The 25,404-nt window shown below is 39.7% G+C and carries 23 protein-coding genes; 21 read left to right on the plus strand and 2 right to left on the minus strand.

The genetic code is table 11. The features are described 5' to 3' along the window. Positions 1-47: 47 nt before the first annotated feature. Entirely contained in the window at positions 48-1,256 is a 1,209-nt protein-coding gene (locus tag F7732_RS01670) for a nucleotidyltransferase (protein ID WP_151571968.1), read from the minus strand. 166 nt (positions 1,257-1,422) lie between these two features. On the opposite strand from F7732_RS01670, the gene F7732_RS01675 reads away from it, so the two are divergent. From F7732_RS01675 to F7732_RS01685, 3 genes are all read left to right on the plus strand, one after another. Further along, positions 1,423-1,947 (plus strand): YceD family protein, encoded by a 525-nt coding sequence (locus tag F7732_RS01675; protein ID WP_151571969.1) that lies wholly within the window; start codon positions 1,423-1,425, stop codon positions 1,945-1,947. A 91-nt stretch (positions 1,948-2,038) separates the two neighbouring features. Beyond that, positions 2,039-2,212, plus strand: a complete 174-nt coding sequence (gene rpmF / locus F7732_RS01680) for a 50S ribosomal protein L32 (RefSeq protein ID WP_003348855.1) — start codon at positions 2,039-2,041, stop codon at positions 2,210-2,212. Between the two features lie 360 nt (positions 2,213-2,572). Next, positions 2,573-3,166 (plus strand): RsfA family transcriptional regulator, encoded by a 594-nt coding sequence (locus tag F7732_RS01685; protein WP_151571970.1) that lies wholly within the window; start codon positions 2,573-2,575, stop codon positions 3,164-3,166. Positions 3,167-3,238: 72 nt separating this feature from the next. Here the strand turns inward: F7732_RS01685 and F7732_RS01690 are convergent, their stop codons facing one another. Next, the gene (locus F7732_RS01690; protein WP_151571971.1) at positions 3,239-3,706 is read right to left on the minus strand and encodes an N-acetyltransferase; all 468 of its coding nucleotides are present in this window, start codon (positions 3,704-3,706) and stop codon (positions 3,239-3,241) included. Between the two features lie 424 nt (positions 3,707-4,130). On the opposite strand from F7732_RS01690, the gene F7732_RS01695 reads away from it, so the two are divergent. The 18 genes from F7732_RS01695 to murB all read left to right on the plus strand — a co-directional run bounded on the left by F7732_RS01695 (position 4,131) and on the right by murB (position 25,283). Continuing rightward, complete coding sequence (locus tag F7732_RS01695; protein ID WP_151571972.1) at positions 4,131-5,462, plus strand: acetyl-CoA carboxylase biotin carboxylase subunit; 1,332 nt, start codon at positions 4,131-4,133, stop codon at positions 5,460-5,462. Positions 5,463-5,488: 26 nt separating this feature from the next. Further along, positions 5,489-5,701, plus strand: a complete 213-nt coding sequence (locus F7732_RS01700) for a biotin/lipoyl-containing protein (RefSeq protein WP_151571973.1) — start codon at positions 5,489-5,491, stop codon at positions 5,699-5,701. Between the two features lie 34 nt (positions 5,702-5,735). Next, positions 5,736-7,277 (plus strand): acyl-CoA carboxylase subunit beta, encoded by a 1,542-nt coding sequence (locus tag F7732_RS01705; RefSeq protein ID WP_151571974.1) that lies wholly within the window; start codon positions 5,736-5,738, stop codon positions 7,275-7,277. A gap of 119 nt (positions 7,278-7,396) precedes the next feature. Further along, positions 7,397-8,296: a 2-dehydropantoate 2-reductase gene (locus F7732_RS01710; protein ID WP_151571975.1), complete on the plus strand. Its 900-nt coding sequence runs from the start codon at positions 7,397-7,399 to the stop codon at positions 8,294-8,296. A gap of 42 nt (positions 8,297-8,338) precedes the next feature. Continuing rightward, a complete protein-coding gene (locus F7732_RS01715; protein WP_151571976.1) occupies positions 8,339-8,728 on the plus strand; it encodes a DUF3397 domain-containing protein in 390 nt (129 codons plus the stop codon). Between the two features lie 104 nt (positions 8,729-8,832). Further along, positions 8,833-10,467, plus strand: a complete 1,635-nt coding sequence (gene bshC / locus F7732_RS01720; protein WP_151571977.1) for a bacillithiol biosynthesis cysteine-adding enzyme BshC — start codon at positions 8,833-8,835, stop codon at positions 10,465-10,467. Positions 10,468-11,004: 537 nt separating this feature from the next. Continuing rightward, entirely contained in the window at positions 11,005-11,436 is a 432-nt protein-coding gene (gene mraZ, locus F7732_RS01725; protein WP_151571978.1) for a division/cell wall cluster transcriptional repressor MraZ, read from the plus strand. Between the two features lie 52 nt (positions 11,437-11,488). After that, positions 11,489-12,421, plus strand: coding sequence for a 16S rRNA (cytosine(1402)-N(4))-methyltransferase RsmH (gene rsmH / locus F7732_RS01730; protein WP_151571979.1), 933 nt, complete (start codon positions 11,489-11,491; stop codon positions 12,419-12,421). A gap of 36 nt (positions 12,422-12,457) precedes the next feature. Beyond that, positions 12,458-12,817, plus strand: coding sequence for a cell division protein FtsL (gene ftsL / locus F7732_RS01735; RefSeq protein ID WP_151571980.1), 360 nt, complete (start codon positions 12,458-12,460; stop codon positions 12,815-12,817). Beyond that, positions 12,817-15,039, plus strand: a complete 2,223-nt coding sequence (locus F7732_RS01740; protein WP_151571981.1) for a penicillin-binding protein — start codon at positions 12,817-12,819, stop codon at positions 15,037-15,039. The genes ftsL and F7732_RS01740 overlap by 1 nt, the downstream gene beginning before the upstream one ends. 96 nt (positions 15,040-15,135) lie before the next feature. Next, entirely contained in the window at positions 15,136-17,055 is a 1,920-nt protein-coding gene (locus tag F7732_RS01745; RefSeq protein WP_151571982.1) for a stage V sporulation protein D, read from the plus strand. 438 nt (positions 17,056-17,493) lie between these two features. Next, positions 17,494-18,954, plus strand: coding sequence for a UDP-N-acetylmuramoyl-L-alanyl-D-glutamate--2,6-diaminopimelate ligase (locus F7732_RS01750; RefSeq protein ID WP_151571983.1), 1,461 nt, complete (start codon positions 17,494-17,496; stop codon positions 18,952-18,954). Position 18,955: 1 nt separating this feature from the next. After that, a complete protein-coding gene (locus F7732_RS01755; protein ID WP_151571984.1) occupies positions 18,956-19,396 on the plus strand; it encodes a hypothetical protein in 441 nt (146 codons plus the stop codon). A 1-nt stretch (position 19,397) separates the two neighbouring features. Next, the gene (gene mraY / locus F7732_RS01760; protein ID WP_066446878.1) at positions 19,398-20,372 is read left to right on the plus strand and encodes a phospho-N-acetylmuramoyl-pentapeptide-transferase; all 975 of its coding nucleotides are present in this window, start codon (positions 19,398-19,400) and stop codon (positions 20,370-20,372) included. A 1-nt stretch (position 20,373) separates the two neighbouring features. Further along, positions 20,374-21,726 carry a UDP-N-acetylmuramoyl-L-alanine--D-glutamate ligase gene (gene murD, locus F7732_RS01765; RefSeq protein WP_151571985.1) on the plus strand — a complete coding sequence of 451 codons (1,353 nt, stop codon included), beginning with the start codon at positions 20,374-20,376 and terminating at the stop codon, positions 21,724-21,726. A gap of 91 nt (positions 21,727-21,817) precedes the next feature. Continuing rightward, entirely contained in the window at positions 21,818-22,918 is a 1,101-nt protein-coding gene (spoVE, locus tag F7732_RS01770; protein WP_151571986.1) for a stage V sporulation protein E, read from the plus strand. A gap of 298 nt (positions 22,919-23,216) precedes the next feature. After that, on the plus strand, positions 23,217-24,320 hold the full coding sequence (gene murG, locus F7732_RS01775; RefSeq protein WP_151571987.1) for an undecaprenyldiphospho-muramoylpentapeptide beta-N-acetylglucosaminyltransferase: 1,104 nt from the start codon (positions 23,217-23,219) through the stop codon (positions 24,318-24,320). A 54-nt stretch (positions 24,321-24,374) separates the two neighbouring features. Next, complete coding sequence (murB, locus tag F7732_RS01780; protein ID WP_151571988.1) at positions 24,375-25,283, plus strand: UDP-N-acetylmuramate dehydrogenase; 909 nt, start codon at positions 24,375-24,377, stop codon at positions 25,281-25,283. Positions 25,284-25,404 lie beyond the last annotated feature (121 nt).

Consider the following 25,404-nt stretch of genomic DNA (forward strand, 5'->3'; position numbering starts at 1 on the left):
ATTAGATCCGTTTAACGAATTTATGAATCCGCATACTCAAAAAGTACTTACAGTATGATCGGAGACTGTGTAAAGTCTTGTGAAATGAATGCCTTTTTATTCATTAAACCTGTGGCTAATGCATATACCCGGGATGCTTTAATATCAAGTGCAAGTCCTGCAGATTGGTTGGCGGAAATCCTGGATACAAGCGGAAGTCCTAAATCATTTTTATATTTATTTAGGTAAGAGCGCCCATTTTCTGTCATACCCAAAAGCCGTAAATAATCAGCTTTTTCATGTCCCTTCATGTCCTCTTTAGATGAATTCGTTAAAATATGTACACAAGCTCTCTGCAGGCGGGTCCAAGTGTACCGTTTCGTTTTAATTAGAGTCATAAAATGATGAAAAGAATCAGCTTTTAAAGCAGCTGCTAAAAAACGGTTCTCAAGCCCTTCTTCCATTTCATAGATGGTACTCAGCTCATGAGCCTTTAAATGCAGCAGCCGATATTGCAGCAGGGGCCAGTATAGCTCCCAATGATGAAATATACCGTATGTCTTTTGGTAAAATAGCATTAATTTATAGGTTGATTGTGGCACAAATGGTGAGATATCCTCTATGGTTCCTTCATCAGCAAAGAGTGCTTTACGAATGCTGGTTGCACTTGCTATATCATCTGAGGTGAATGACTGATCATGATAGTCCGCATTTTTTCTTTTAATAGTGAGTGGTTTTATGGATGCATTTTGTTTTATAATAGAATTTACATATTGATAGCCTAAAATATTATTTGGCTGGGACAGATCAAGTGTATCCTCATTTTTTTGAAGTTTTTGCGCAGCCAGTGATGCTGCTTTTGGATAACTGTTACCTTTTTCTAAAAACTGACGGATGCTTGCCTGATATTCTTCTTCATGCTGAGAAAAGAACACAGCTGCATGATGAAACTTTGAGATGTCTCCTGATTCGCTTCCAAAGCAAAGGGATTTGCACCGTGCTGCTTCCAAAATTGACACAGCTCCGGCAGCAAAAGTATCTGCCTGCTGAACAGCAAATTGATAAGGAAGTTCAAACACAATGTCAGCTCCAGCACGCAAAGCCATTTCAGCTCTTGTCCATTTAGAAGCAAATGCAGGTTCTCCGCGCTGAAGAAAGCTGCCGCTCATGACAGCAATAACGATATTTGCCCCAGAAGTTTGTTTTGCGGCACGCAAATGATAGGCATGTCCATTATGAAAAGGATTATATTCAACAACAACGCCAACAGCTTCCATAGATTGGCCTCCTTCAAAATCATTTAAATGCAGGAAGTTTAAAAAAGAATTTTTAAATTTTAGTTTCAAATACGCTGATAATGTCTACATTATAGTGTAAAGAAAAAATATTGACAAATAATTATATGAAAGCTATAATTACCTTTGTTGCCTTGGGGTGATTCGTATGAAATGGACTTTAAGTCAGTTGCAAAAAAATCGTAGCAAGGACTTTTTGATTGATGAAATCGTCAATGTCGATGAAGTCATGAAAATTGATCCGAACATTAGACGTGCTTCGCCGATGCATGTTACAGGACGTGCTGACATTGATTCAGCAAAAGTGACTTTTCACTTAAAGATTCAAGGGCATTTGATTTTGCCATGCTCCCGGACATTAGTGGATGTGAAGCTTCCAATTGATGTTAGTACTGTTGAAACTTTTCTTCTGAAAGATATCGGATATGATATGGAAGAAGAGGTTTATCAGCTCAAGGGAGATGTGATCGACTTAATGCCGATCATTCATGAAATCTTGATCTTAGAAGTGCCTATGCAAGTATTTTGCGAAGATAGCGATGATGAAGGAGCTCCTCAATCAGGAAAAGATTGGGAAGTAATCCACGAGCAGGAAAAGAAGGATAGTATTGATCCTCGTCTTGCCGGCCTTGCTCAATTTTTTAACGAAAACGATTCTTCTTCCGATACATAAAAGGAAGATAGAAAAAATAAGAAGCATTTGAAGAAACCAGCATGATCTGGCCTTCATAACTTTCTTAATTATCTTTAAGGAGGTGGGAAGAATGGCTGTACCTTTTAGAAGGACTTCTAAAACTGCAAAAAGAAAACGTCGTACCCATTTTAAATTACAGGTTCCTGGTATGGTGGAATGCCCAAACTGTGGTGAAATGAAACTTGCTCACCGCGTGTGCAAAGCTTGCGGAACTTACAAAGGAAAAGAAGTTGTAAACAACTAATTTCTTTTACAATAAAAGCACAAGAACATTATGTTCTTGTGCTTTTGTTATTATTCAATATATTGCTTAGCTTCGAAATACAGCTATTGTTTGACCTATTTTTGATTCTTATAACCATTGGCTGATCCTTGACGGTCCAAAACTTTTCAAATGCACTTAACCAGAAGTGGACTGCTAGTTTTTTACTCAATAGGAGTTTTTTCTTTCAAGCAGCCTTAGCCTGACCATCAAAATGGAAGAGCATTTGAGCAGATCGTCCATCTTAATGACAAAAGAAATGTTTAGAATCTAACATGATATCAGTCTATCTTTTCTAGCAGATGCATAAAATGAAGAAAAAACACTAGGAGGGATTTGCTGATGTCTTCAACACGGCAGGATGCATGGTCACAAGATGAAGATTTGCTATTAGCAGAAGTAGTGCTTCGTCATATTCGAGAAGGGGGAACACAGCTTTTAGCATTTGAAGAAGTAGGAAAGCGTTTATCAAGAACAGCGGCCGCTTGCGGATTTCGCTGGAATTCCTATGTAAGAAAGCAGTATAAATCAGGAATTGAATTAGCCAAAAGACAGCGTAAAGAGCTGAAAAAATATCCACAGGAGATAACACAAGCAGATGTACCAGATATTGCAGGAACTATAAGTCCTGTACCAGCTGAAAACATTTCCACTGCACAATCAGATCTGCTTGATTTTGAAGCTTTAGTACAACATTTAAAAACTTTATATGAAAAAGCCGAAATGACAAATAATCAAGAAGAAGTTGAAAGCTATAAAGTGCGTATTCAAGAGCTGGAAAACCAAACCCACAGCCTTGCTGCGGAAAATGAAAAGCTCACAGAAGAGTTATCAAATATTGAAAAAGATCATAATGCACTAATTGAAATTATGGAAAGAGCAAGACAAATGGTGGTCACAAAAGAAGATGGCCGCCAGAAAAATGTAAAGGTATAGGATTTACATCAATTTGAATAGGCAGTTAAAAGGGGCTAGAATGAATTATTCCAGCCCCTTTTATTCTTAGCTTTACTGTTCTGCTGCTCCGCTAGGATACCAAATAATTGGATTTTCACCCAAATCTCGCTCCATATCATAATGAACAGATGTAAAGCCCACTTTCGCCCAGAACTCTTGTGATTTAACACGAGGATTCGTTTTAATAGGCAAGCCATAGCTTTTTGCAAAATCTACTAAGGCATGGCCATATCCTTTGCCCTGATAGTCTGGAAGCACTTCCAATTTCCAGAGCTCCAAATAATCTTGTGGCGGATCAAAGTAGCGGTCAAATTTTGCTTCTACCCTGTATAGGCTCATTCGCGCAACTAAAAGACTGCCAAAATAAATGCCATAGAAGGGAGAAGCACTGTCGTTTTCAATGATATTTGCTTCAAGATCCTCAAACATTGATAATTCCTGTAATCCATATTCTTTAAATCTTTTAAATTCTTCTAATGTCTTGTAGTTTATTTTTAATTTTTCAACCTTGTATGCCATTTTAAATCCCCCTTGACTGAAAATGTATAACAATCTTTTTTGTTTTAAAAATAAACAATTGACTAGTTGATTGTTATCCATAACAATGCACTAGCCTAATATTATTATATACTAATAAAACGAAAAATTCTGCCTTTTTACTTTGCAGGATATATTTTAATGATCAAATAGAAGCGAGCCAAAATGATGCGAGACTCCTGTGTGAGGAAGTGAGAGGGTGAAACCCGCAGAATCTGATGCGGCTATGTGATTAAGTGCTTGATTTAAGGAAATAAGGTGCGATTCTGTATAGAATTCAAACATCATATAAATATATGGTAAGCGTTTTCACAATTAAAGAAGGAATAAACAGAAGATTGTAGAAATAAATAATATTGCGACGCTTATTATGCAGTTTGATCAAATTTTTGAAAGGAGTTTCGATGTGCAAAAAATATTAATCGCAAACAGGGGAGAAATTGCACTCAGAATCATGCGCACCTGCCATAAATTAGGAATTGAAACAATTGCTGTTTATTCAGACGCTGATCAGCAGCTGCCTTATGTGCATTATGCAACGAAAGCTGTCCGCATTGGTGAGCCGCCAGTGAATAAATCATACTTAAATGCAGAGAGGATCATCGAAATAGCCAAGGAAGAGGAAGCGGATGGGATTCATCCTGGCTATGGTTTTTTATCGGAAAATGCTGAATTTGCAAGGGCTGTTAACAGGGAGGGGTTGATTTTTATTGGACCAGATCCAGAAACAATTGAGCTGATGGGGGATAAAATTCAGTCTCGATCAGCCATGGAAAAGGCAGGTATACCAATTGTACCTGGCAGTGATCAAGTTTCCAGTTTGGAAGATGCCTGTTTCGTCGCAACTGACATTGGATATCCTGTGATGCTAAAAGCGAGTGGGGGCGGCGGCGGAATAGGCATGGTGAAGTGTGAAAATGAGCAAGCGCTCGTTAAGTCGTTTCAAACGGTTAAGACTCGGGCAAAAGCTTATTTTGGCAGCGAAACCATTTTCCTTGAAAAGTATATCGAAAATGCCCGGCATATTGAAATACAGGTTTTTGGAGATGAAGCTGGCAATCTTGTTCATTTATTTGAGAGAGATTGTTCAATTCAAAGAAGAAACCAAAAAGTAATTGAAGAAGCTCCAGCATGTTCACTTTCAGCAGATGTGAAAAAACGGATGTATGAAGCAGCACTTAAGGCTGCAGCAGCTGTTCAGTATAAAAATGCAGGTACAATTGAATTTATTGTGGACGAAAATGATCATTTTTACTTTCTGGAAATGAATACAAGGCTGCAGGTAGAGCACCCGATTACCGAGCAAATTACAGGTCTTGATTTAGTAGAATGGCAGCTGCTTGCCGCAAGCGGAAAGAAACTCCCGCTGCAGCAATCTGACATATTTGCTGAAGGGCATAGTATTGAATTTCGATTATATGCAGAGGATCCTATTACCTTTTTACCTTCACCAGGAAAAATTGAAGAGCTGGATTGGCCGGACTTTGAAGGTGTCAGGGTCGATTATGGATATGTGTCTCAATCAGCGGTGACCCCGTTTTATGATCCAATGATTGCAAAATGTATTATCTCAGGGGTTTCAAGGAAACAGGTAATTGAGAGAGCCATTCGTTTTTTTGATCAATTAAAAATTACTGGCATTAAAACCAATGCTTCACTATTTGCACATATTTTAAGAGAAAAAGATTATCAGAATGGAAGTTATTCTACTGCATATTTAAACACCATTAAAATGTAAGCACTTTCAATTAGGAGGAGATTGATTTGAAAGAAATTAAAGCAGCAATGGCGGGTACGGTCTTAAATGTTTTTATTGGAGCCGGGGATGAGGTTAGTGCAGGACAGGAGGTTTTTATGCTTGAATCCATGAAAATGGAAATACCTGTAGAGGCTTCTGAAGCCGGTAAAGTGTCAGAGGTAAAAGCAAATATCGGTGATTTTGTGAACGAAGGGGATGTTCTTCTGGTAATGGAGTAAATTTTCCTATTTATAAAGTTAAAGGAGGAAGAGGATGAGTAACATACAAACATTTGCCCAGACTTTAAAAGATAAGAAAAAAGAAATAGAGGCTGGCGGCAGTGAGAAATACCATCAAAAATTGGAGCAGCAAAATAAGCTCTTTGTAAGAAAGCGGCTTGAGCTTTTATTTGATGATGGGCAATATGAAGAGGATGGCAAATTTGCAAACTGCAAAGAAGAAGGATTGCCTGCTGACGGAGTAGTGACCGCCATTGGAAAAATCCACAGCCAAACTGTCTGTGTAATGGCTAATGATTCAACTGTCAAAGCCGGATCATGGGGAGCACGTACGGTTGAAAAAATTATCCGCATTCAAGAAACAGCTGAAAAGCTTAAGGTGCCCATTCTTTATCTGGTAGATTCTGCTGGGGCAAGAATTACCGATCAGCTCGATATGTTTCCGAACCGGCGCGGTGCAGGAAAAATCTTTTATAATCAGGTCAAGCTATCAGGGATGATTCCGCAAGTTTGTTTATTATTTGGACCATCAGCTGCCGGTGGAGCCTATATTCCGGCCTTTTGTGACATTGTCGTAATGGTAGATAAAAATGCATCCATGTATCTAGGTTCTCCTCGAATGGCTGAAAAAGTAATTGGTGAGAAGGTAACTTTAGAGGAAATGGGCGGCGCCCGCATGCATTGCAGTGTAAGTGGCTGCGGCGATGTGCTTGCTGCAAACGAAGAAGAGGCAATTCAGCATGCAAAAGAATATTTATCTTATTTTCCTGCAAGCTTCAAAGAAAAAACAAGATTAAGAGAGCCGGTACAGCCGAAAATGGGCAGGGATCTGGAGGAAATCATTCCCGTTAATCAAAATGCACCATTCAATATGTACGAATGTATAGATGTACTTATTGATGAAGGCAGTTTTTTTGAGATGAAAAAGCTATTTGCCCCAGAATTGATTACTGGCTTTGGACGAATGGATGGTAGAACAGTAGGAATCATTGCCAATCAGCCAAAGGTAAAAGGCGGCGTATTGTTTGTTGATTCAGCAGATAAAGCAGCTAAGTTTATCCAGCTTTGTGACGCCTTTCATATTCCGCTTCTTTTCCTTGCGGATGTACCTGGCTTTATGATTGGCACAAAGGTTGAGCGTGCAGGTATTATCCGGCACGGAGCAAAATTAATCGCCGCAATGAGTTCGGCAACAGTGCCAAAGATTTCAGTAATTGTCCGAAAGGCTTATGGAGCAGGGCTTTATGCAATGGCCGGTCCTGCATTTGAACCAGATTGCTGTATTGCATTGCCAACGGCTCAAATTGCCGTAATGGGACCTGAAGCGGCTGTTAACGCTGTTTATTCAAATAAAATTAATGAAATTGAAGATCCTGCGGAAAAGGTGAAATTTATTCAAGAGAAACAGCAGGAATATAAAGAACATATTGATATTTATAGTCTTGCTTCTGAGCTTATAATTGATGAAATCGTGTCTCCGCATGATCTGCGAAACGTTTTAATTACCAGATTCGCTTTATATGAAACAAAGGAAGTTTCTTTTAGTGTAAGAAAACATCCAGTGTACCCAGTGTAATTGCCTGCCCCTTTCCCTGCTGTGGAAGGGGCGTTTGTATTAAGTTTTCTATTTTTGATATAACAACTGTTAAATAATTCTGTTAAACTAATACTAAATACACAGAATGGAAGATACTTATGAAAATCGCTATTATTGGCGGCGGAGCAATTGGGTTGCTTTTTGCCCATTATTTAAGCAAGGAACACGATGTCACATTATATGTACATAAACAGGAACAAGCTGCCCTTATTTCAGGAACAGGGCTTCACTTAGAGAAGGATGGACAAACCTATCCCACTGCACTAAAGTCCCGGTCTTTCCAGGAGTGGCAGGGAGAAGAGGAAATGACAATTGTCGCAGTTAAGCAATATCATTTATCTGCATTAATGCCGTTTTTTAAAAAGGGAGAAAAGGCGAGGCACTCTTTTTTGTTTTTGCAGAATGGAATGGGGCATCTCAAGTGGCTGCATCAATTTGAAGAAGCAAGTATATATGTCGGAACCGTTGAACATGGGAGCCTAAAGGCTGCTGGAAATCATGTAATTCATACCGGTACAGGAGTGACAAAAATTGCTCTGTTTTCCGGCAGGGAAGATTTTAAACTAAATGTAAATGATTTTCTAAAAATGAATGATTTCCCATTTGAGTACTTTACAGATTACAAAGAGATGCTCGCTGAAAAGCTGCTCGTTAATGCAGTGATTAATCCGTTAACAGCTATTTTCCAGGTGAAGAATGGGGACATTATTCAAAATCCTTATTATTTTAAAATTTTCACCATGCTTTATGAAGAAGTTAGCACGATTTTACAAATCAGAGACAAAGAAAAAGGGTTTCTTCATGTTCAGAATATATGCAAGAAAACAGCTGCTAATTATTCTTCCATGTATAGAGACCTAGAGCAGGGAAGAAGAACAGAGGTGGACGCCATATTAGGTTATCTGCTCGATGAAGCAAGAGACCTGCATTATGAGGCGCAGCTTACAGAACTTTTTTATAATAGTATAAAAGGAAAAGAAACAGGGGCAGAAAAATAGAGACATTTGCTCTTAAATGCATAGGGGGCAGGAGGGAATATAGTGGATGCGGTATTATCGGGTATTTTAGCAACATTCGTGACACTTCCAATAGTAGTATACATAATTGTGTTTATTGCAGCGAAGCAATTGACGAAGCGTCACAAATTGGCTGTGAAAGCAGCCGTGGACATTAGCACATTCTTTTTGATCGTATCTGTACATTTTTTAATTGTAGCAATTTGGGAGCAGTCATTTTTATGGATGATTATCGTGCTTCTCCTTCTGATTGCAGCCTTATTTACTGTCATTCATTGGCGTGTAAAGCATGAAATCAATTTCTCCCTTGTTTTTCGGGGGTTTTGGCGCTTTAATTTCCTCCTATTTCTCACAGCGTACATCGTCTTGATGGCAATAGGACTGATCAAGCGTGTTTCTTTTTTCGTGTCTTAAAATAAATTAAAGTGAGTAAGCAAAGTTTTTTTCTTTTATATTCAGACAATGCTATACTCAATAAGATTAAATGAAAACTGGTTCCAGAAAGGAAGTTTCTTAAAATGGAGATGTTAAATCTCTCATTGCCTGCGGCAAACAAGTTTGCAACAGAGTATATCATACAATCAGATCGTATTAGCCCTTATTTTGATTATCGTTATAATGAATCTCAAAGCTATGAAAAGCGGATACACGAGCTTGAAGGCAGGTCGTTTATGAGGGAAGAATTAGCTTCCTATATTGAACAATTTATGGGAAAGTTTCCTGTCTCTGAACAAGTCGGGATATCCTTAAAAAAATTACAGCAAAATAATAGTGCTGTTGTCATTGGCGGTCAGCAGGCAGGCATAATGACTGGGCCTCTCTATAGTATACATAAAGTGTTATCGATTGTTGCCTTTGCAAAAGAAAAGGAAAGAGAACTTCAGGTTCCTGTTATTCCAGTTTTTTGGATTGCCGGGGAGGACCATGATTATCCTGAGGTCAATCATATTTTCACAAAGAGCGGCGTTAAAATGAATAAAATCGTCTATCCAGAAAAGGTATTAGAGAAAAAAATGGTCTCGAATATTACTTTTGATAAGAATATTTGCCGTGAATGGGTCGACGGTATTCTGGAGGCATATGGAGAAACAGCATTTACGAAGGATCTAATGATCATTCTGGATGAAGCTATTCAAAAATCAGATACCTTTGTTGATTTGTTCGGCTATATTATTATGGCCATGTTCAAAGATACAGGACTGCTTTTAGTTGATTCCGGCGACAGGCAGTTCCGCCAGCTTCAGAAGGAAATCTTAAAGAAGCAAATCCGCATGAGCAAAGAAGTCACTCAGTCTGTGTTTATGCAGCAGAAGAACTTGCTGAATGCAGGAATCAGCAATAGTATCGATATAACAGCACATGCTGCTAATTTATTTTATTATGATGAAAAACAGCATGACCGTCTATTACTGGAATATCATCAGGAATCTGCTCTATTTACAGATAAGGAACAGAGTATTCAATTTTCACTTGAAGAGCTATTGCAAGTTGCAGAAGATTCACCTGAGAAACTAAGTAATAATGTGGTGACACGCCCCATTACACAGGAGCTGCTTTTCCCGACACTTGCTTTTATTGCGGGTCCTGGTGAGATCGCCTATTGGGCAGAGCTTCAGCAAGCTTTCCGGCATTTTTCAATTCAAATGCCACCGCTTGTTCCAAGAATAAATTTTACGCTTTTAGAACGTGACATCGAAACGGATCTCAATGAACTCGAAGTGAGCTTAGAAGATGTGCTGGCTAAGGGGATTGAAGGACAGAAAAACGCTTTTCTTCAATCGATTCAAAGTGATCAGGCAGATTCGTTATTTGCTTCTTTACATGCTGATGTAAAAAAACATTATCGATGTATTGAGGATTATGCCAAAACAGAAACAAAAGGTGTTGTCCAGCTGCTTAAAAAGAACGAACAAAAGGTAGTTGAACATATTCAATTTCTGCAGCAGAAGATTCAAGAAGATATTCAATTGCAGCACAGCCATATCATAAATAAATATGACCGAACAGGAACAGCTCTTAAGCCAGATGGAGCTCCACAGGAAAGAGTCTGGAACGCGCTATATTACATGAACCGGTATGGATTGGAATTCTTCCAGCAAATCCTTAATCATCCGCTGCCTTTTGATGGTAGCCATGTGGTAGTGAAAATTTAAGGCATAAGCGGAAGATTTCCGTTTAAATGGTAAAATTACGTTAAATGGGCTTATATAGACGGAGGAATTCCGACTAACTAACCTAAAAACGTGTAAATGGGCGATTTTATTCAACTTAACCGGAATATTTCCGCTTATTTCGTTCGAAAATAGCTCAAACTTAGAAATAAGGGTAAAATTTCCGTTATTTTTCTGAGGAAAAGTCAGATATAATTATCTTGTAGTATTACGAAGATCAAAAGCACCTCTGAATAGTATAATATTTCCATTCATTAAATAGTGCTCTAAAAAGACGTGATCCCAAAGTTTGTTGGGACCGTCTTTTTTTGTCCTCTAATGACAAAAAAACACATGTGCAATCCCATTCAGACAATTTCCCATAAGAAATGCTGAGAAATTGTAAATAAACCGCGAACGGAAAATTCCAAAATAAAAATTTTCCAGCAGGAGATCATGCCAAGGGAGAGAATTTATAAAAATAGTGGAGGAAAGTGGGGGATTGTGGTACATTTGTGTTAGAAAGTGGGTGCAGTGGGTATGTTTATGGGTGAGTACCATCATAACGTTGATACAAAAGGCAGACTAATCGTACCTGCTAAGTTCCGTGAACACTTAGGAGAATCCTTTGTTTTGACGCGAGGCTTAGATCAATGTTTATTTGGCTACCCTATGGGCGAGTGGCAGCAGCTTGAAGAAAAACTAAAAGGTCTGCCCCTTACCAAAAAAGATGCCCGTGCGTTTACCCGATTTTTCTTTTCAGGTGCCACAGAGTGTGAAATAGATAAACAAGGAAGAATAAATATCACTTCCCCGCTTCAGCAATATGCAAAATTGGAAAAAGAATGTGTCGTATTAGGCGTTTCCAATCGAATTGAGATTTGGAGCAAAAATCTTTGGGAAGAATATTTTACAGACTCAGAGGAATCTTTTGCTGAAATTGCAGAAAATATGATTGGGTTTGATATTTAAAAATCACAGAGGCTTGCTCTAGACTGAACAGGATTGGAAAGGATGAACAGCTATGTTTGAACATACAACTGTATTGCTGAATGAAACGGTAGACGGGCTTAACATTAACCCCGATGGAATTTATGTTGATTGTACACTTGGAGGAGCCGGACACAGTGAGCTAATCTTGTCCAAGCTTTCTGATAATGGCAAACTTTACGCGTTTGATCAAGATGATACAGCCATCAGGCATGCAAGGGAAAAACTGAAGCAATACGGAGATCGAATTACGATAATTAAAAGTAATTTTGCCTTTTTGCAGGAAGAGTTAGAAAAGCTTGGTGTCATGAAAGTGGACGGAATTCTTTACGATCTCGGAGTGTCATCTCCACAGCTTGATACACCAGAACGCGGCTTTAGCTACCATCATGATGCACCACTGGACATGCGCATGGATGAAGAAGCTGATGTATCTGCTTATGATGTAGTTAATCATTGGGATTATAACGATCTTGTTAGGATCTTCTTTAAGTATGGTGAAGAAAAATTTTCTAAGCAAATTGCCAGAAAAATTGAAGCTGCAAGAGAGAAAGCACCCATTGAAACGACAGCAGAGCTTGTTGAGCTTATAAAAGACGGCATACCTGCTCCGGCTCGCCGCAAAGGCGGACATCCGGCCAAACGCATTTTCCAGGCTATTCGGATCGCAGTAAACGATGAATTAGGGGTATTTGAAAAATCTCTTCAGCAAGCAATCGAGCTATTAAATCCGGGAGGCAGAATTAGTGTTATTACATTCCACTCACTTGAAGACCGTATTTGTAAGGTCACATTGAAAAAAGCGAGTGAGACACCAGATTTGCCGCCAGGTCTGCCCATTATTCCAGATGAATATAAACCTATAATCAAATTAATTACACGTAAACCGCTATTACCATCAGATGAAGAGCTTGAACAAAATAATCGGGCTCGTTCTGCAAAACTTCGAATTGCTGAAAAACTATAAAATATACGGAGTATTAAGAGAAACAGGAGGGAAACTATGAGTAATCTAGCTAGACAAATTCAACAAGAACAGCAGCAAAGACAGCAGCAAGTACAAAAAACTAAAAAATCTGTTCAGCGCCAAACCTTGTTTTCTCCAGGTGAAAAAATACTTGGTATCCTTTTTGCTGGTGCAGTTTGTATCGGTGCAGTAACAATGGTCTCAAATCAATCAGCAATATATGAAGTGAACAAGAATATTCAGCAGACAGAAGCAGCGATACAAGGTCAAACAGAACAAAACAAAGATCTTACCATGCAGGTGGCAGAATTAAGTACATACGAAAGAATCAAAGCCAAAGCAGAAGAACTTGGTTTAACATTCAACGAAAAAAATGTTAAGGCTGTGCGTGACTGATGATTAAAAAGCAAAGAAATATTAATGCTGGAGCAGTGATATTATTTATAATATTCAGTCTGCTCTTTTTTGTCTTACTGTTCCGGTTTATATCCATTCAAGTGACAGGGGAGGCGGGCGGACAGCCTGTTGCTGCAAAAGCACAATCTTTATATGAAAGAGACAAAATCCTGGAAGCAAGAAGAGGAACGATTTACGACAGGAATGGCGAGGTTATCGCTGAAGATTCCAACTCTTATAAACTTGTGGCGATCCTGGACGAGGAATTAACAACAGACGATGAACATCCAAGACATGTGGTAAATCCAGAGCAAACTGCTGCAAAGCTTGCAGGTTTAATTGATTTGGAAGAATCCGAGATTTATAGCAAACTGTCAAGTGATCTAAAACAGGTTGAATTCGGTACAGCCGGCCGGGATCTCACTCTTCAAAAAAAGAAAGAAATAGAAGATCTTAAGCTTCCTGGCATCTCTTTCATTCAGGATACCAAAAGATTTTATCCGAATGGCCTTTTCGCTTCGCATCTAATTGGTTATGTTGAAAAACAGGAAAAGGAAGATGGCGGCACTGAAACGGTGGGAATGCTTGGATTAGAACAAAGCTTAAATGATATATTAACGGGCTCAAATGGCCATTTTAGCTATGAAGCAGATCTTTGGGGCTATTTACTGCCAAATGGTGATGAAGTCATTGAGCCGGCCAAAAATGGTCAGGATGTATATTTAACATTAGATAAGTCCATTCAAATCTTCCTCGAAGACGCGATGAGTAAAGTAGACGAGAAATATAGTCCAAAAAAAATGATAGGCATTGTTGCAGATCCCAAGACGGGCGATATTTTAGCTATGGCACAGAGACCATCATTTCATCCGAAAACAAGAGAAGGAATTGAAGACACCTGGCGCAACTTAGCCGTTGAAGATTCTTATGAACCTGGCTCAACAATGAAGGTATTTACTTTAGCATCTGCAATAGAAGAAGGGGTCTTTAATAAAAATAATAAGTATCAATCTGGTTCTTATAAAGTGACAGAAAGATCACCTGCTATTCCAGACCATAACGGCGGGCGCGGATGGGGCGAGATTACTTATCTGGAAGGAGTTCAGCGCTCCTCCAATGTTGCGTTTGCAAAAATTGTAAATGAACAGCTTGGCTATGAAACTTTTCGTGAGTACCTAACAAAGTTTGGCTTTGACCAGCCAACAGGTATTGACTTGCCAAATGAAACGAGCGGGCTTATAAAGTATGATTGGCCATTGGAAAAAGCTTCGATCGGTTTTGGACAAGGATCAGCCTTTACGCCCATACAGCAAATGCAGGCGGCAACTGCTATAGCAGGAGATGGTTCAATGAAAAAGCCGCATGTTATCAGCAAGGTTGTAGACCCGAATTCAGGAAAAACTATGCAAAAGACAAGTCCTGAAAATGTGGGAACACCTATTTCTGATGCAACTGCAAAGGAAGTCAGGAATATTTTAGAGACGGTTGTTTCTTCTGAAAATGGGACAGGATACGGCAGATTTAATATTGATGGATACGAGGTTGCAGGTAAAACAGGCACAGCGCAAATTCCTAATCCGGAAGGCGGAGGCTATTTAACCGGACACAGCAACTATGTATTTTCTTTTCTGGGTATGGCGCCAGCAGATGATCCTGAGCTTGTTATGTATGTTGCCGTTCAGCAGCCCGATATTGATGAAAGTACAAATGGAGCAGAGCCGGTTGCTGAAATTTTCAAGCCGGTTATGCAAAGCAGCTTACAATATTTAAACATCGAACCAACTGAGCAGCCTAAAGCAAAAAGCAGTCAAGCGCCTGACTTGATCGGGATGTCTGTAAAGGAAGCAGAAAAGAAGCTGACGGAACAAGACTTGGAACCTGTCATAATTGGAGATGGAAAAACAGTGGAAGGACAGTTCCCCGGCCAAACATCTTCCATGTTAGAAGGTGAAAAAGTGATTCTCAAAACAAATGGGAAAACAATTGTCCCTGACATGACGGGCTGGTCTCTTAGAGATGTGTTGAAGTTTACAAAAGCGGCAAACCTAAAGCTGAATACAGTCGGCAATGGCTATGTCATGAAGCAAAATTTATCCTCAGGATCTGTTCTTGCAGAAGGGGATTACTTAATCGTTGAATTTGAGACACCGCTGGAGCAATATGAAAGAGAAAAAATGGCTAAGGAACAAGTTGAAGAGGAAGAAGAAGTTGTTACGGATTAACATGGAGGACGCATCAATCATATGTTGGTGCGTTCTATTTGTTTGTGTACAAGCATATATTTGAACGAGCCATAAACGAAGGAGGTTCGTTCAAAGATGCGTGTATCAAATGTAACAGTGCGTAAAAGGCTTACAGCTGCTTTGATTGTCGGAATCTTAGTGTTTTTTATTATAGATTTACGGCTGGGTTATGTGCAGATGATTCTCGGAAATGATTTGACAGACAAAGCGAAAGAGCTGTGGAGCAGGGACATCCCTTTTGAACCTGAACGAGGTGAAATTGTCGATCGAAATGGAGTGGCGCTTGCAACAAATGTAAGTGCACCAACAGTTTATGTTGTGCCGAGGCAAATAAAAGATCCAGCTGCAACAGCAGAAAAGCTGGCAGGTGTCTTGAATATGTCAAAGGAAGAGGCTTATAAACAAATTACACAAAGAGAGTCAAATGTGAGAATTAAAGAAGGAAGAAAAATCTCTCATGAAAAAGCAAAGGAAATTCGTGCATTAGAACTTGAAGGCGTTTATATTGGCGAGGATTCTAAACGCCATTATCCTTTTGGGGATTATTTATCACATGTGTTAGGGTTTGCCGGTATTGATAATCAAGGTTTAATGGGTCTTGAACTTTACTATGACAAAGAATTACAAGGTGAAAAGGGTTCAGTTAAATTTTATGCAAATGCAAAAGGCGAGAGAATGAACGATATGGCTGATGATTATCAGGCACCAGTGGATGGCAATAATCTTATGTTGACAATTGATTCAAAGGTGCAAACCATTATGGAACGTGAGTTGGATATTGCAGAAGCAACCTATAATCCCGATGGACTGATTGCAGTCGCAATGGATCCGAATACAGGTGAAATTCTTGGCATGTCCAGCCGGCCATCTTTTGATCCGACTAATTTCAGACATGTAGAACCAGACGTGTATAACCGCAACCTGCCTATATGGAGTACGTATGAACCAGGCTCTACTTTTAAGATTATTACTTTAGCTGCTGCTCTGGAAGAAGGAAAGGTCGACCTGGAAGAAGATCATTTTCATGATCCCGGTTTTGTAGAGGTAGGCGGTGCAAAGCTGCGCTGCTGGAAAAAAGGCGGCCATGGAAGTCAATCCTTTTTAGAAGTTGTTCAGAATTCATGTAACCCGGGATTCGTAGAACTCGGTGAACGACTTGGAAAAGATACATTATTTAAATATATTAAAGACTTTGGATTTGGTGAAAAAACAGGAATTGATCTGCAAGGTGAAGGGAAAGGAATCCTTTTTAATCTCGATCGTGTCGGACCTGTGGAGCAGGCAACCACTGCTTTTGGCCAAGGTGTATCTGTAACGCCAATTCAGCAGGTAGCAGCTATTTCTGCGGCAATTAATGGCGGCACACTATACACGCCTTACATTGCAAAGGAACTTATAGATCCGACAACAGGTGAAGCTGTTATGAAAAAATCACCGACGGCAAAACGAAAAGTTATTTCAAAAGAAACGTCGGATGAAATCAGACATGCTCTTGAAACGGTCGTTGCTCAAGGATCTGGTAAAAAGGCATTTGTAGATGGATACCGCGTTGGCGGCAAGACAGGAACAGCTCAAAAAGCACAAGGCGGCCGATATCTCGAGAATAACCATATTGTTTCATTTATTGGATTTGCTCCTGCAGATGATCCTGAAATTGTTGTATATGTAGCAGTAGACAATCCGAAAGGAACGGTTCAGTTTGGCGGTGTCGTTGCAGCACCAATTGTCGGCAATATTATCGGAGATAGCTTAAGAGCGATGGGGGTAAAGCCAAGGAAAGAACAGGTTGAAAAAGAGTTAACTTGGCCGGATACCCCAATGATTGAGGTACCAGACCTAGTTGGCATTACAAAGCGGGAAATCCGTGAACTATACGTGAACCTGCAAATTGATGCAAGCGGCAGCGGCGACAAAGTCGTTAAGCAATCACCAGAACCAGGTGTTAAGCTGAAGGAAGGATCTACAATTAGGCTGTATTTTGACTCATCACAGTAAAGACATAGAGATTCGGGCGGCGTTCCATCAGGTTGCGCCGCCCTTTTTCCACGTTTAAAGTGAATAGATAAGCTTATAAAGCTTTCTCTGCAATGAATGGACTTTTATGTAAGCATAGAAAAAGCTCTATTATAAAACTAATGGGTATTTAGCATATACCTTAATAAGTGATCGATAGTGAAGGGATAACATATTCCAACAGGTAGGATAATAGTAACGATCTTTCGATTTTTCCCTCTTCTCTATGTGGTCTTCTCGTTTTCTATAAATAACAATTAGCATATTATTGTGTTTTCATGTAAAATATAAATCGCTAATTCTCTTTTGATGGGTAAGAGAATAGCTTATTAAGTGGAATAAGGTTTATTCATCTTTCGTAAAGATTACATATAAAGGCTATTTTACGAAGTACTACGGTATTGAGAGGGTTGGAAGAACATGAAATTACATACTTTGCTGCACGCTCTGCAGCCTTATCAGACATATAATGAAGATTCTATCGAAATAACTTCTATTGAAAATGATCATCGGAAAGCAACAGAAGGCAGTTTGTTTGTCTGTATTAAAGGATACACAGTGGATGGACACGACTTAGCTGCTGAAGCTGTAAAAGCAGGAGCAGTGGCCGTCATTGCCGAGCGTGAGCTCACATTATCTGTTCCAGTCATTGTGGTCAAAAATACAAAAAGGGCGTTGTCTGTTCTGGCGGATACATTTTATGAGCATCCCACACATCAATTGCAGCTGATTGGGATTACCGGAACTAATGGCAAAACGACGACAAGTCACTTAATTGAAAAAATAATTCAGGATCATGGTGAAAAGACAGGATTAATCGGGACGATGTATACAAAGGTTGGAGATGAGGTTTACCCAACCAAAAATACGACTCCAGAAAGCTTAACACTGCAAAAGACATTTAGGCAGATGGTGGATGCAAATGTATCTGCTGCAGTTATGGAGGTATCTTCGCATGCTCTTGATGAGGGCAGAGTTCATGGCTGTGATTTTGACATTGCTGTATTTACAAACTTAACACAAGATCATTTGGATTATCACGGCACTATGGAAGAATACAAACGGGCAAAGGGATTGCTTTTTGCACAGCTGGGCAGCCGCTTTCAGAAGAACGCTCCTAAATATGCAGTGTTAAATGCGGATGATGCAGCAGCAGAACAATATATAAGGTCTACTTCTGCTCATATTTTTACATATGGAATAGACCGTGATGCCGATTTTAAAGCTCATAGCATTTCCATAAAGGCAGGCGGAACTAGCTTTACCCTGGAAAGTCCACTAGGGAATTACAACGTGAATATGAAATTAATCGGTAAATTTAGTGTTTATAATGTATTAGCTGCGATTAGTACAGCAGTGGCAGCTGGAATCCCGATCAGAAGCATTCTTGCATCTATTGAAGAAGTAGAAGGTGTTTCAGGCAGATTTGAGACTGTGGATGCCGGGCAGGACTTTTCAGTTATTGTCGACTATTCGCATACTCCAGACAGCTTAGAAAATGCGTTACAGACAATACGTGAATTTGCAGACAAACGAATCTTTACGGTTGTTGGCTGCGGCGGTGATCGTGACAGGACAAAACGTCCGATCATGGCGCAAATATCATGCAGCTACAGCAGTGATCCAATCTTCACTTCTGATAATCCGCGCAGTGAAGATCCGCATGCGATACTGGCTGATATGGAAGCTGGCGCGACTGGAGAGAATTATAAAATTATTCCTGATCGAAGGGATGCTATTCAATATGCAGTTCGTCAAGCTAGTGCCGGGGATGTCATCTTAATTGCAGGGAAAGGGCATGAAACGTATCAGCAGATTGGGGATAAAATCTTTGATTTTGATGACCGCATTGAAGCCAAAAAGGCTATTGAGGAGCGATAAAATGTTTTTAAGATATCGTGGCGATGCAAAACTCTTTCCAAGCAAAAGGGACATTGCAAATGAGGATCTTTCTTTTAATCATATGTCATGTTCACCAGACCAGCGAGAGCCTAAAGGTCTTTTTGATTCATGCGGAACAGGTGCAAACAGAACTGCACTGGAAAGCGGCGCAATGGCAGCGGTTTGGGAAGCTTTTTTAGATATACCGCATTTTACACGGAAACATTTATCGCTGTTAATTATGAATAATGTTATGAAAGGTTTATTGGATATGATTGAACTTTATAAACAAAAAACAGAAAGCATGGCAGCAAGTCCAGCACACTGGACTCAGAGTCATGTAAATAGTGCTGTAATACCCAATGAGTTTGAGTATAAAGAGGAGCTTCATTTGCTCTTTGCCAAACTGGATGAAGACGGCCGGCTAGGAGGTAAGGAGTAATATGATGGAGCAGGTTATTTTTTTCACAATTTTAATGGGCTTTTTAATAACCGTGTTATTATCGCCTTTATTTATCCCATTTTTACGCAGATTGAAATTTGGTCAAAGCATTCGCGAGGAAGGACCGCAATCACACCAAAAGAAAACAGGAACTCCAACGATGGGCGGAATTATGATTCTGTTATCAATTACTGTTACTACGCTGGTGATGACAGGCAAATTTTCCGAGCCTACTGTTAAAACGTATTTGCTGCTGCTAGTTACGTTAGGGTTTGGTCTGCTTGGGTTTTTAGATGACTTTATAAAAGTTGCGCTGAAACGGAACCTTGGATTGACTTCAAAGCAAAAACTGCTGGGTCAAATCATCATTTCAATTGTTTTCTATCTTGTTTTCCAGCAGAATGAGTTTTCAACTGTGGTTCATATTCCATTAACGGATTTTTCTTTTGATATGGGATGGACATATGTTTTCTTTATTATTTTCTGGCTTGTAGGATTTTCAAATGCTGTTAATTTAACAGACGGTCTGGATGGGCTAGTATCTGGAACATCGGCTATTGCATTTGGTGCATTTGCGGTATTGGCTTGGAGTCAATCTCAGTTTGAAATTTCCATTTTTGCAGTCTCAGTTGTAGGTGCTGTGTTAGGATTCCTTGTCTTTAATGCTCACCCTGCAAAGGTATTTATGGGAGATACAGGATCTCTGGCTTTAGGTGGTGCCATAGCAACCATCGCGATTTTAACAAAGCTTGAATTTATCTTGATTATTATCGGCGGAGTATTCGTTATTGAGACACTATCCGTTATCCTGCAGGTAATATCATTTAAAACAACGGGAAGACGAATCTTTAAGATGAGCCCTCTTCACCATCATTATGAACTGGTAGGATGGTCAGAGTGGCGTGTCGTTGTAACCTTTTGGACGGTCGGGCTATTGCTCGCGGTCCTTGGAATATATATAGAGGTGTGGATGTAAAGTGAAACAGGTCAATCGCTATCTTCATAAAAAAATATTAGTTCTTGGGCTGGCGAAAAGCGGAGTAAGTGCAGCTTCGCTTTTACATAAACTTGGCGCCTTTGTGACTGTCAATGATTATAAGCCGCTATCTGAGAACCCAGAAGCACAAGGTTTGCTGCAGCAGGGAATTACGGTTATATGCGGCTCACATCCTATTGATCTGCTTGATGAAGGTTTTGAATTAATCGTAAAAAATCCAGGAATTCCTTATTATAATCCGATGATCGAAGGGGCTTTTGAGAGAGGAATTCCAGTTATTACTGAAGTGGAGTTAGCTTATCAAATCAGCGAAGCTCCTTTTATTGCCATAACAGGAACGAATGGGAAAACAACTACGACTACACTTATATATGAAATGATGCTCGCTGGCGGGAAAAAGCCGCTTATAGCAGGGAACATTGGAACAGTAGCTTCTGAAGTCGCGCAACTGGCAACGAAGGAGAATACCATTGTCATTGAACTATCTTCCTTTCAGCTCATGGGCATCGATGAATTCAAACCTAAGATGGCCATTCTGACAAACCTTTATGATGCGCATCTTGACTATCATGGCACTAGAGATGAGTATATAAATGCAAAAGCACTTATCACAAAGAATCAAACAGCAGAGGATTATTTTATTCACAACAATGATCAAGAGAAGGTTATTGCCGTGGGAGAAGGTTCAAATGCTGAGTTGATCCCTTTTTCGCCTTATCATGAGCTTGATCATGGAGCATATTCAAAAGACGGCTGGCTTGTATTCAATGGAGAGAAGATTATGGAAGTAAAGGATATAAAGCTGCCTGGTGCCCATAATCTTGAAAATATTCTATCGGCAGTTGCAGCTTCTAAGCTTTCAGGTGTTAGTAATGAAGCAATTATTGAAGTCTTGACTACATTCACAGGTGTTAAGCATCGTCTTCAATATGTTGGCGAGGTTTCTGGAAGAACGTTTTACAATGATTCAAAAGCAACAAATATTCTAGCTACCCAAAATGCATTAGCTGCCTTTCGTGAGCCGATTATTTTGCTTGCCGGCGGACTTGATCGAGGAAATGAATTTGACGAGCTTGTGCCTTCCTTTAAGGGAGTGAAGGGTATTGTAACGTTTGGACAAACTGCTGAGAAAATTGAGAAGGCGGCAATGGAAGCTGGAATAAAAATGATTCAACGTGTCGATAATGTTGAAAAGGCTGTGCCGGCCGCTTTTGATATGTCTGAAGCTAAAGATGTTATCTTGCTCTCTCCAGCTTGTGCAAGCTGGGATCAATATAAAACTTTTGAGGTTAGAGGAGACATTTTTATAGATGCGGTGCATAAGCTTAAGTAAAGGGCTTGTCTGCTGAATCTTCAACTTGATCTACCCTCAGATTTCGGCAATCATTCCTGCAGCCCTAATACTTCCGTTAGAGGTGTTTGCATTGCCGACAAAAAAAACGACTCCAGACCTAATACTTATCATCATTACATTATCCTTGCTTGCGGTTGGACTGACAATGGTATACAGTGCGAGTGCGATTTGGGCGGATTATAAATTTGATGATTCATTCTTTTTTGCAAAAAGGCAGCTGCTATTTGCGGTAGCAGGGATTGTCGCTATGTTTTTTATTATGAATGTTGATTATTGGACATGGCGGACATGGGCAAAGCTTATTATTATTGTTTGTTTTGTTCTGTTAGTGCTTGTCTTGATTCCTGGGGTAGGAAATGTTCGGAATGGCTCTAGGAGCTGGATTGGGGTCGGAGCATTTTCTGTTCAGCCCTCTGAGTTTATGAAGCTTGCCATGATTGTCTTTATGGCAAAGTTTTTATCAGAGAGGCAAAAACTGATTACGTCCTTTAAGAAAGGGTTAGCACCTTCACTCGGTCTTGCTTTTCTTGCTTTCGCCATGATCATGATGCAGCCTGACTTGGGAACAGGCACGGTCATGATGGGTACATGTGTAGTGATGATTTTTGTTGCTGGTGCCCGGATTAGTCACTTTGTTATGCTGGGCTTAATTGGAGTTGCCGGCTTTGTGGCTCTTGTGCTATCAGCACCATACCGAATGAAGCGAATCACCTCTTTTTTAGATCCGTGGGAAGATCCGCTTGGGAGCGGCTTTCAAATTATTCAATCCTTATATGCTATTGGGCCGGGAGGATTGTTTGGATTAGGACTTGGGCAGAGCAGGCAAAAATTCTTCTACTTGCCTGAACCGCAAACAGATTTCATTTTCGCCATTCTTTCAGAAGAGCTTGGGTTTATTGGCGGATCGTTTGTTATATTATTGTTTGCCTTGTTATTATGGAGAGGTATTCGAATCGCTCTAGGGGCACCAGATTTATACGGAAGCTTTCTTGCAGTAGGCATCATTGCAATGGTAGCGATTCAGGTAATGATAAATGTTGGCGTTGTTACTGGTTTAATGCCTGTTACCGGAATCACTCTGCCATTCTTGAGCTACGGAGGTTCTTCCTTAACATTAATGTTAATGGCAATCGGTGTTCTGCTGAATATTAGCCGATACGCACGTTATTGAACTCGCCCTGTACTTGCTGCAGGGTTTCTTTTTGTTTAAGAAAGAAATATGCCTTTTATCACAGAAAACAATTTACAACTCACAAGAAACTATGTACATTTGAGTGTATCAGTACCGTGAAGGATGCAGCTTCCCTTTTTCCAAATTCATTACATTTGCATGACATTATGTTTTCCATTTCTTCATAGTGTTTTAAATATAGTAGAATAGGGTAAAGCGGAGGATGTGGTTTTTTCTTTCCTTCAAATTTTAAGACCATACAACATTGTGAGACAACAAATAACTTTGAGGTGAAATCATGAAAATTGCAGTAAGCGGCGGCGGTACAGGGGGGCATATATATCCTGCGCTGGCCTTGATAAGAGAAATTCGAAAAGAGCATAAAAATGCACAATTTCTATACATAGGAACGGAAAAAGGCTTAGAAAGCAAAATTGTACCAAGAGAAAACATTCCATTTAAGTCGATCCATATTACAGGCTTTAAACGAAAGCTTTCAATGGAAAATGTGAAAACCATTATGCGCTTCTTAAAAGGCGTAAAAGACAGCAAGCAAATGCTAAAGGATTTTCAGCCTGACGTTGTGATTGGAACTGGCGGCTATGTTTGTGGTCCTGTAGTCTATGCAGCTGCAAAATTAGGAATTCCAACGATTATTCATGAACAAAATAGTGTACCAGGTTTAACGAATAAATTTTTAAGTAAGTATGTTGACAAAGTAGCGGTCTGCTTTGAAGAAGCAAAAGCTTTTTTTCCTGAAGAAAAAGTCGTGTTTACTGGCAATCCGCGGGCATCTGAAGTACTTGGCCAAGATGGAATTCGCGGAAGGCTTTCTGCTGGATTAAATACGAAAACACCTGCCGTTCTGATATTTGGAGGGAGCAGGGGAGCCAGACCAATAAATGAAGCAGTAGTTAAAACACTTGCTGAATTCGGTTCAAAGCCATATCAGCTATTGTATGTGACTGGAGACGCTCACTTCGATGATGTCAAAAAAGAAGTGGAGCTAGTTGGAAATCCTGGAAATGTGATCATCAAGCCTTTTATTCATAATATGCCAGAAGTGCTTGCAGGCATTGATTTAGCGGTTACCCGGGCTGGCGCAACGACGCTGGCTGAACTCACTTCCTTGGGCATTCCAAGCATTTTAATTCCTAGTCCTTATGTAACCAATAACCATCAAGAAAAAAATGCGAGGGCCTTAAGTGATCACGGAGCAGCTGAACTATTGCTGGAGAAGGATCTAACAGGTAAAAAATTAGTAGAGCAAATCGATCAGATTTTAATTAATGAAGAGAAAATTGAGCAAATGAAGAAGAATTCAAAAAAACTTGGTATGCCAGAAGCGGCTAGCAAGCTTTATCGTTTAATGAATGAGTTAAGCACTGCCAAGCGCAAGTAGCCCAATAACAGCATAAACTAATAAGTAAAAACAACAAAAGAAAGGCAGGTATGTATGAAAGAATTTATCGAAGAGCTTCAGACATTAAACGCAGGCAAAATCAAAGAAAATGAACCGCTTGCAAACCATACTACAATGAAAATTGGCGGACCAGCTGATCTTTATATAGAACCTTCTTCGGTTGAAAGTTTAAAGAAGATTATGGAGCTTATTAAAAGACATCAAATAAAATGGACTGCAATTGGAAGAGGATCGAATTTGCTTATTTCGGATGATGGGATTGAAGGAGCTGTTATTAAACTGGGACGCGGACTTGATCACATGAATCTGCAAGGCTCAGAGTTAAAAGTTGGAGCAGGCTATTCAATCGTTGCATTGTCTACACAAATTAGCAGAAAGGGATATTCAGGTCTAGAATTTGCGAGCGGAATACCTGGTTCTGTTGGTGGAGCAGTATATATGAACGCTGGTGCACATGGCTCTGATATATCGAAAATTTTAAAAAGTGCTCACATTTTGTTTGAAGATGGAAGTATGCAATGGTTATCAAATGAAGAAATGGACTTTTCTTATAGAACGTCTGTATTGCAAAAAAAGCGTCCTGGCATCGTGCTGGAAGCTGTTTTTGAAGTAGTAGCTGGAGATAAGGATCAAATATTTGCGGAGATGCAGAAAAACAAAGATTATCGCAAAGAAACTCAGCCATGGAACTATAAGTGCGCAGGCAGTATTTTTAGAAACCCGCTGCCGAAATATGCTGGAAGGCTCATTGAAGAGGCAGGTCTAAAAGGCTATTCAATTGGCGGGGCGCAGATTTCAGATATGCATGGTAATTTTATTGTGAATACCGGCAGTGCTTCAGCACAGGATGTACTGGATTTAATCCAATTTGCTAAAGACAAAATCCAAGAGCAATTCGGTGTATCACTTGAAACAGAAGTAGAAATAATAGGACGAAAGTAACAGGGGGATATTCCTCCCTTATTCCATATTTTGTGATATAATAATTTATTGGAATTTGCAGTTATAACGGCATGAAATATATGCCGTTATCCCTCTCTTTAGATGAAAAAATTCCAATTTG

The organism is Bacillus mesophilum (assembly GCF_008923265.1).
Classification (GTDB): domain Bacteria; phylum Bacillota; class Bacilli; order Bacillales; family Cytobacillaceae; genus Cytobacillus; species Cytobacillus mesophilum.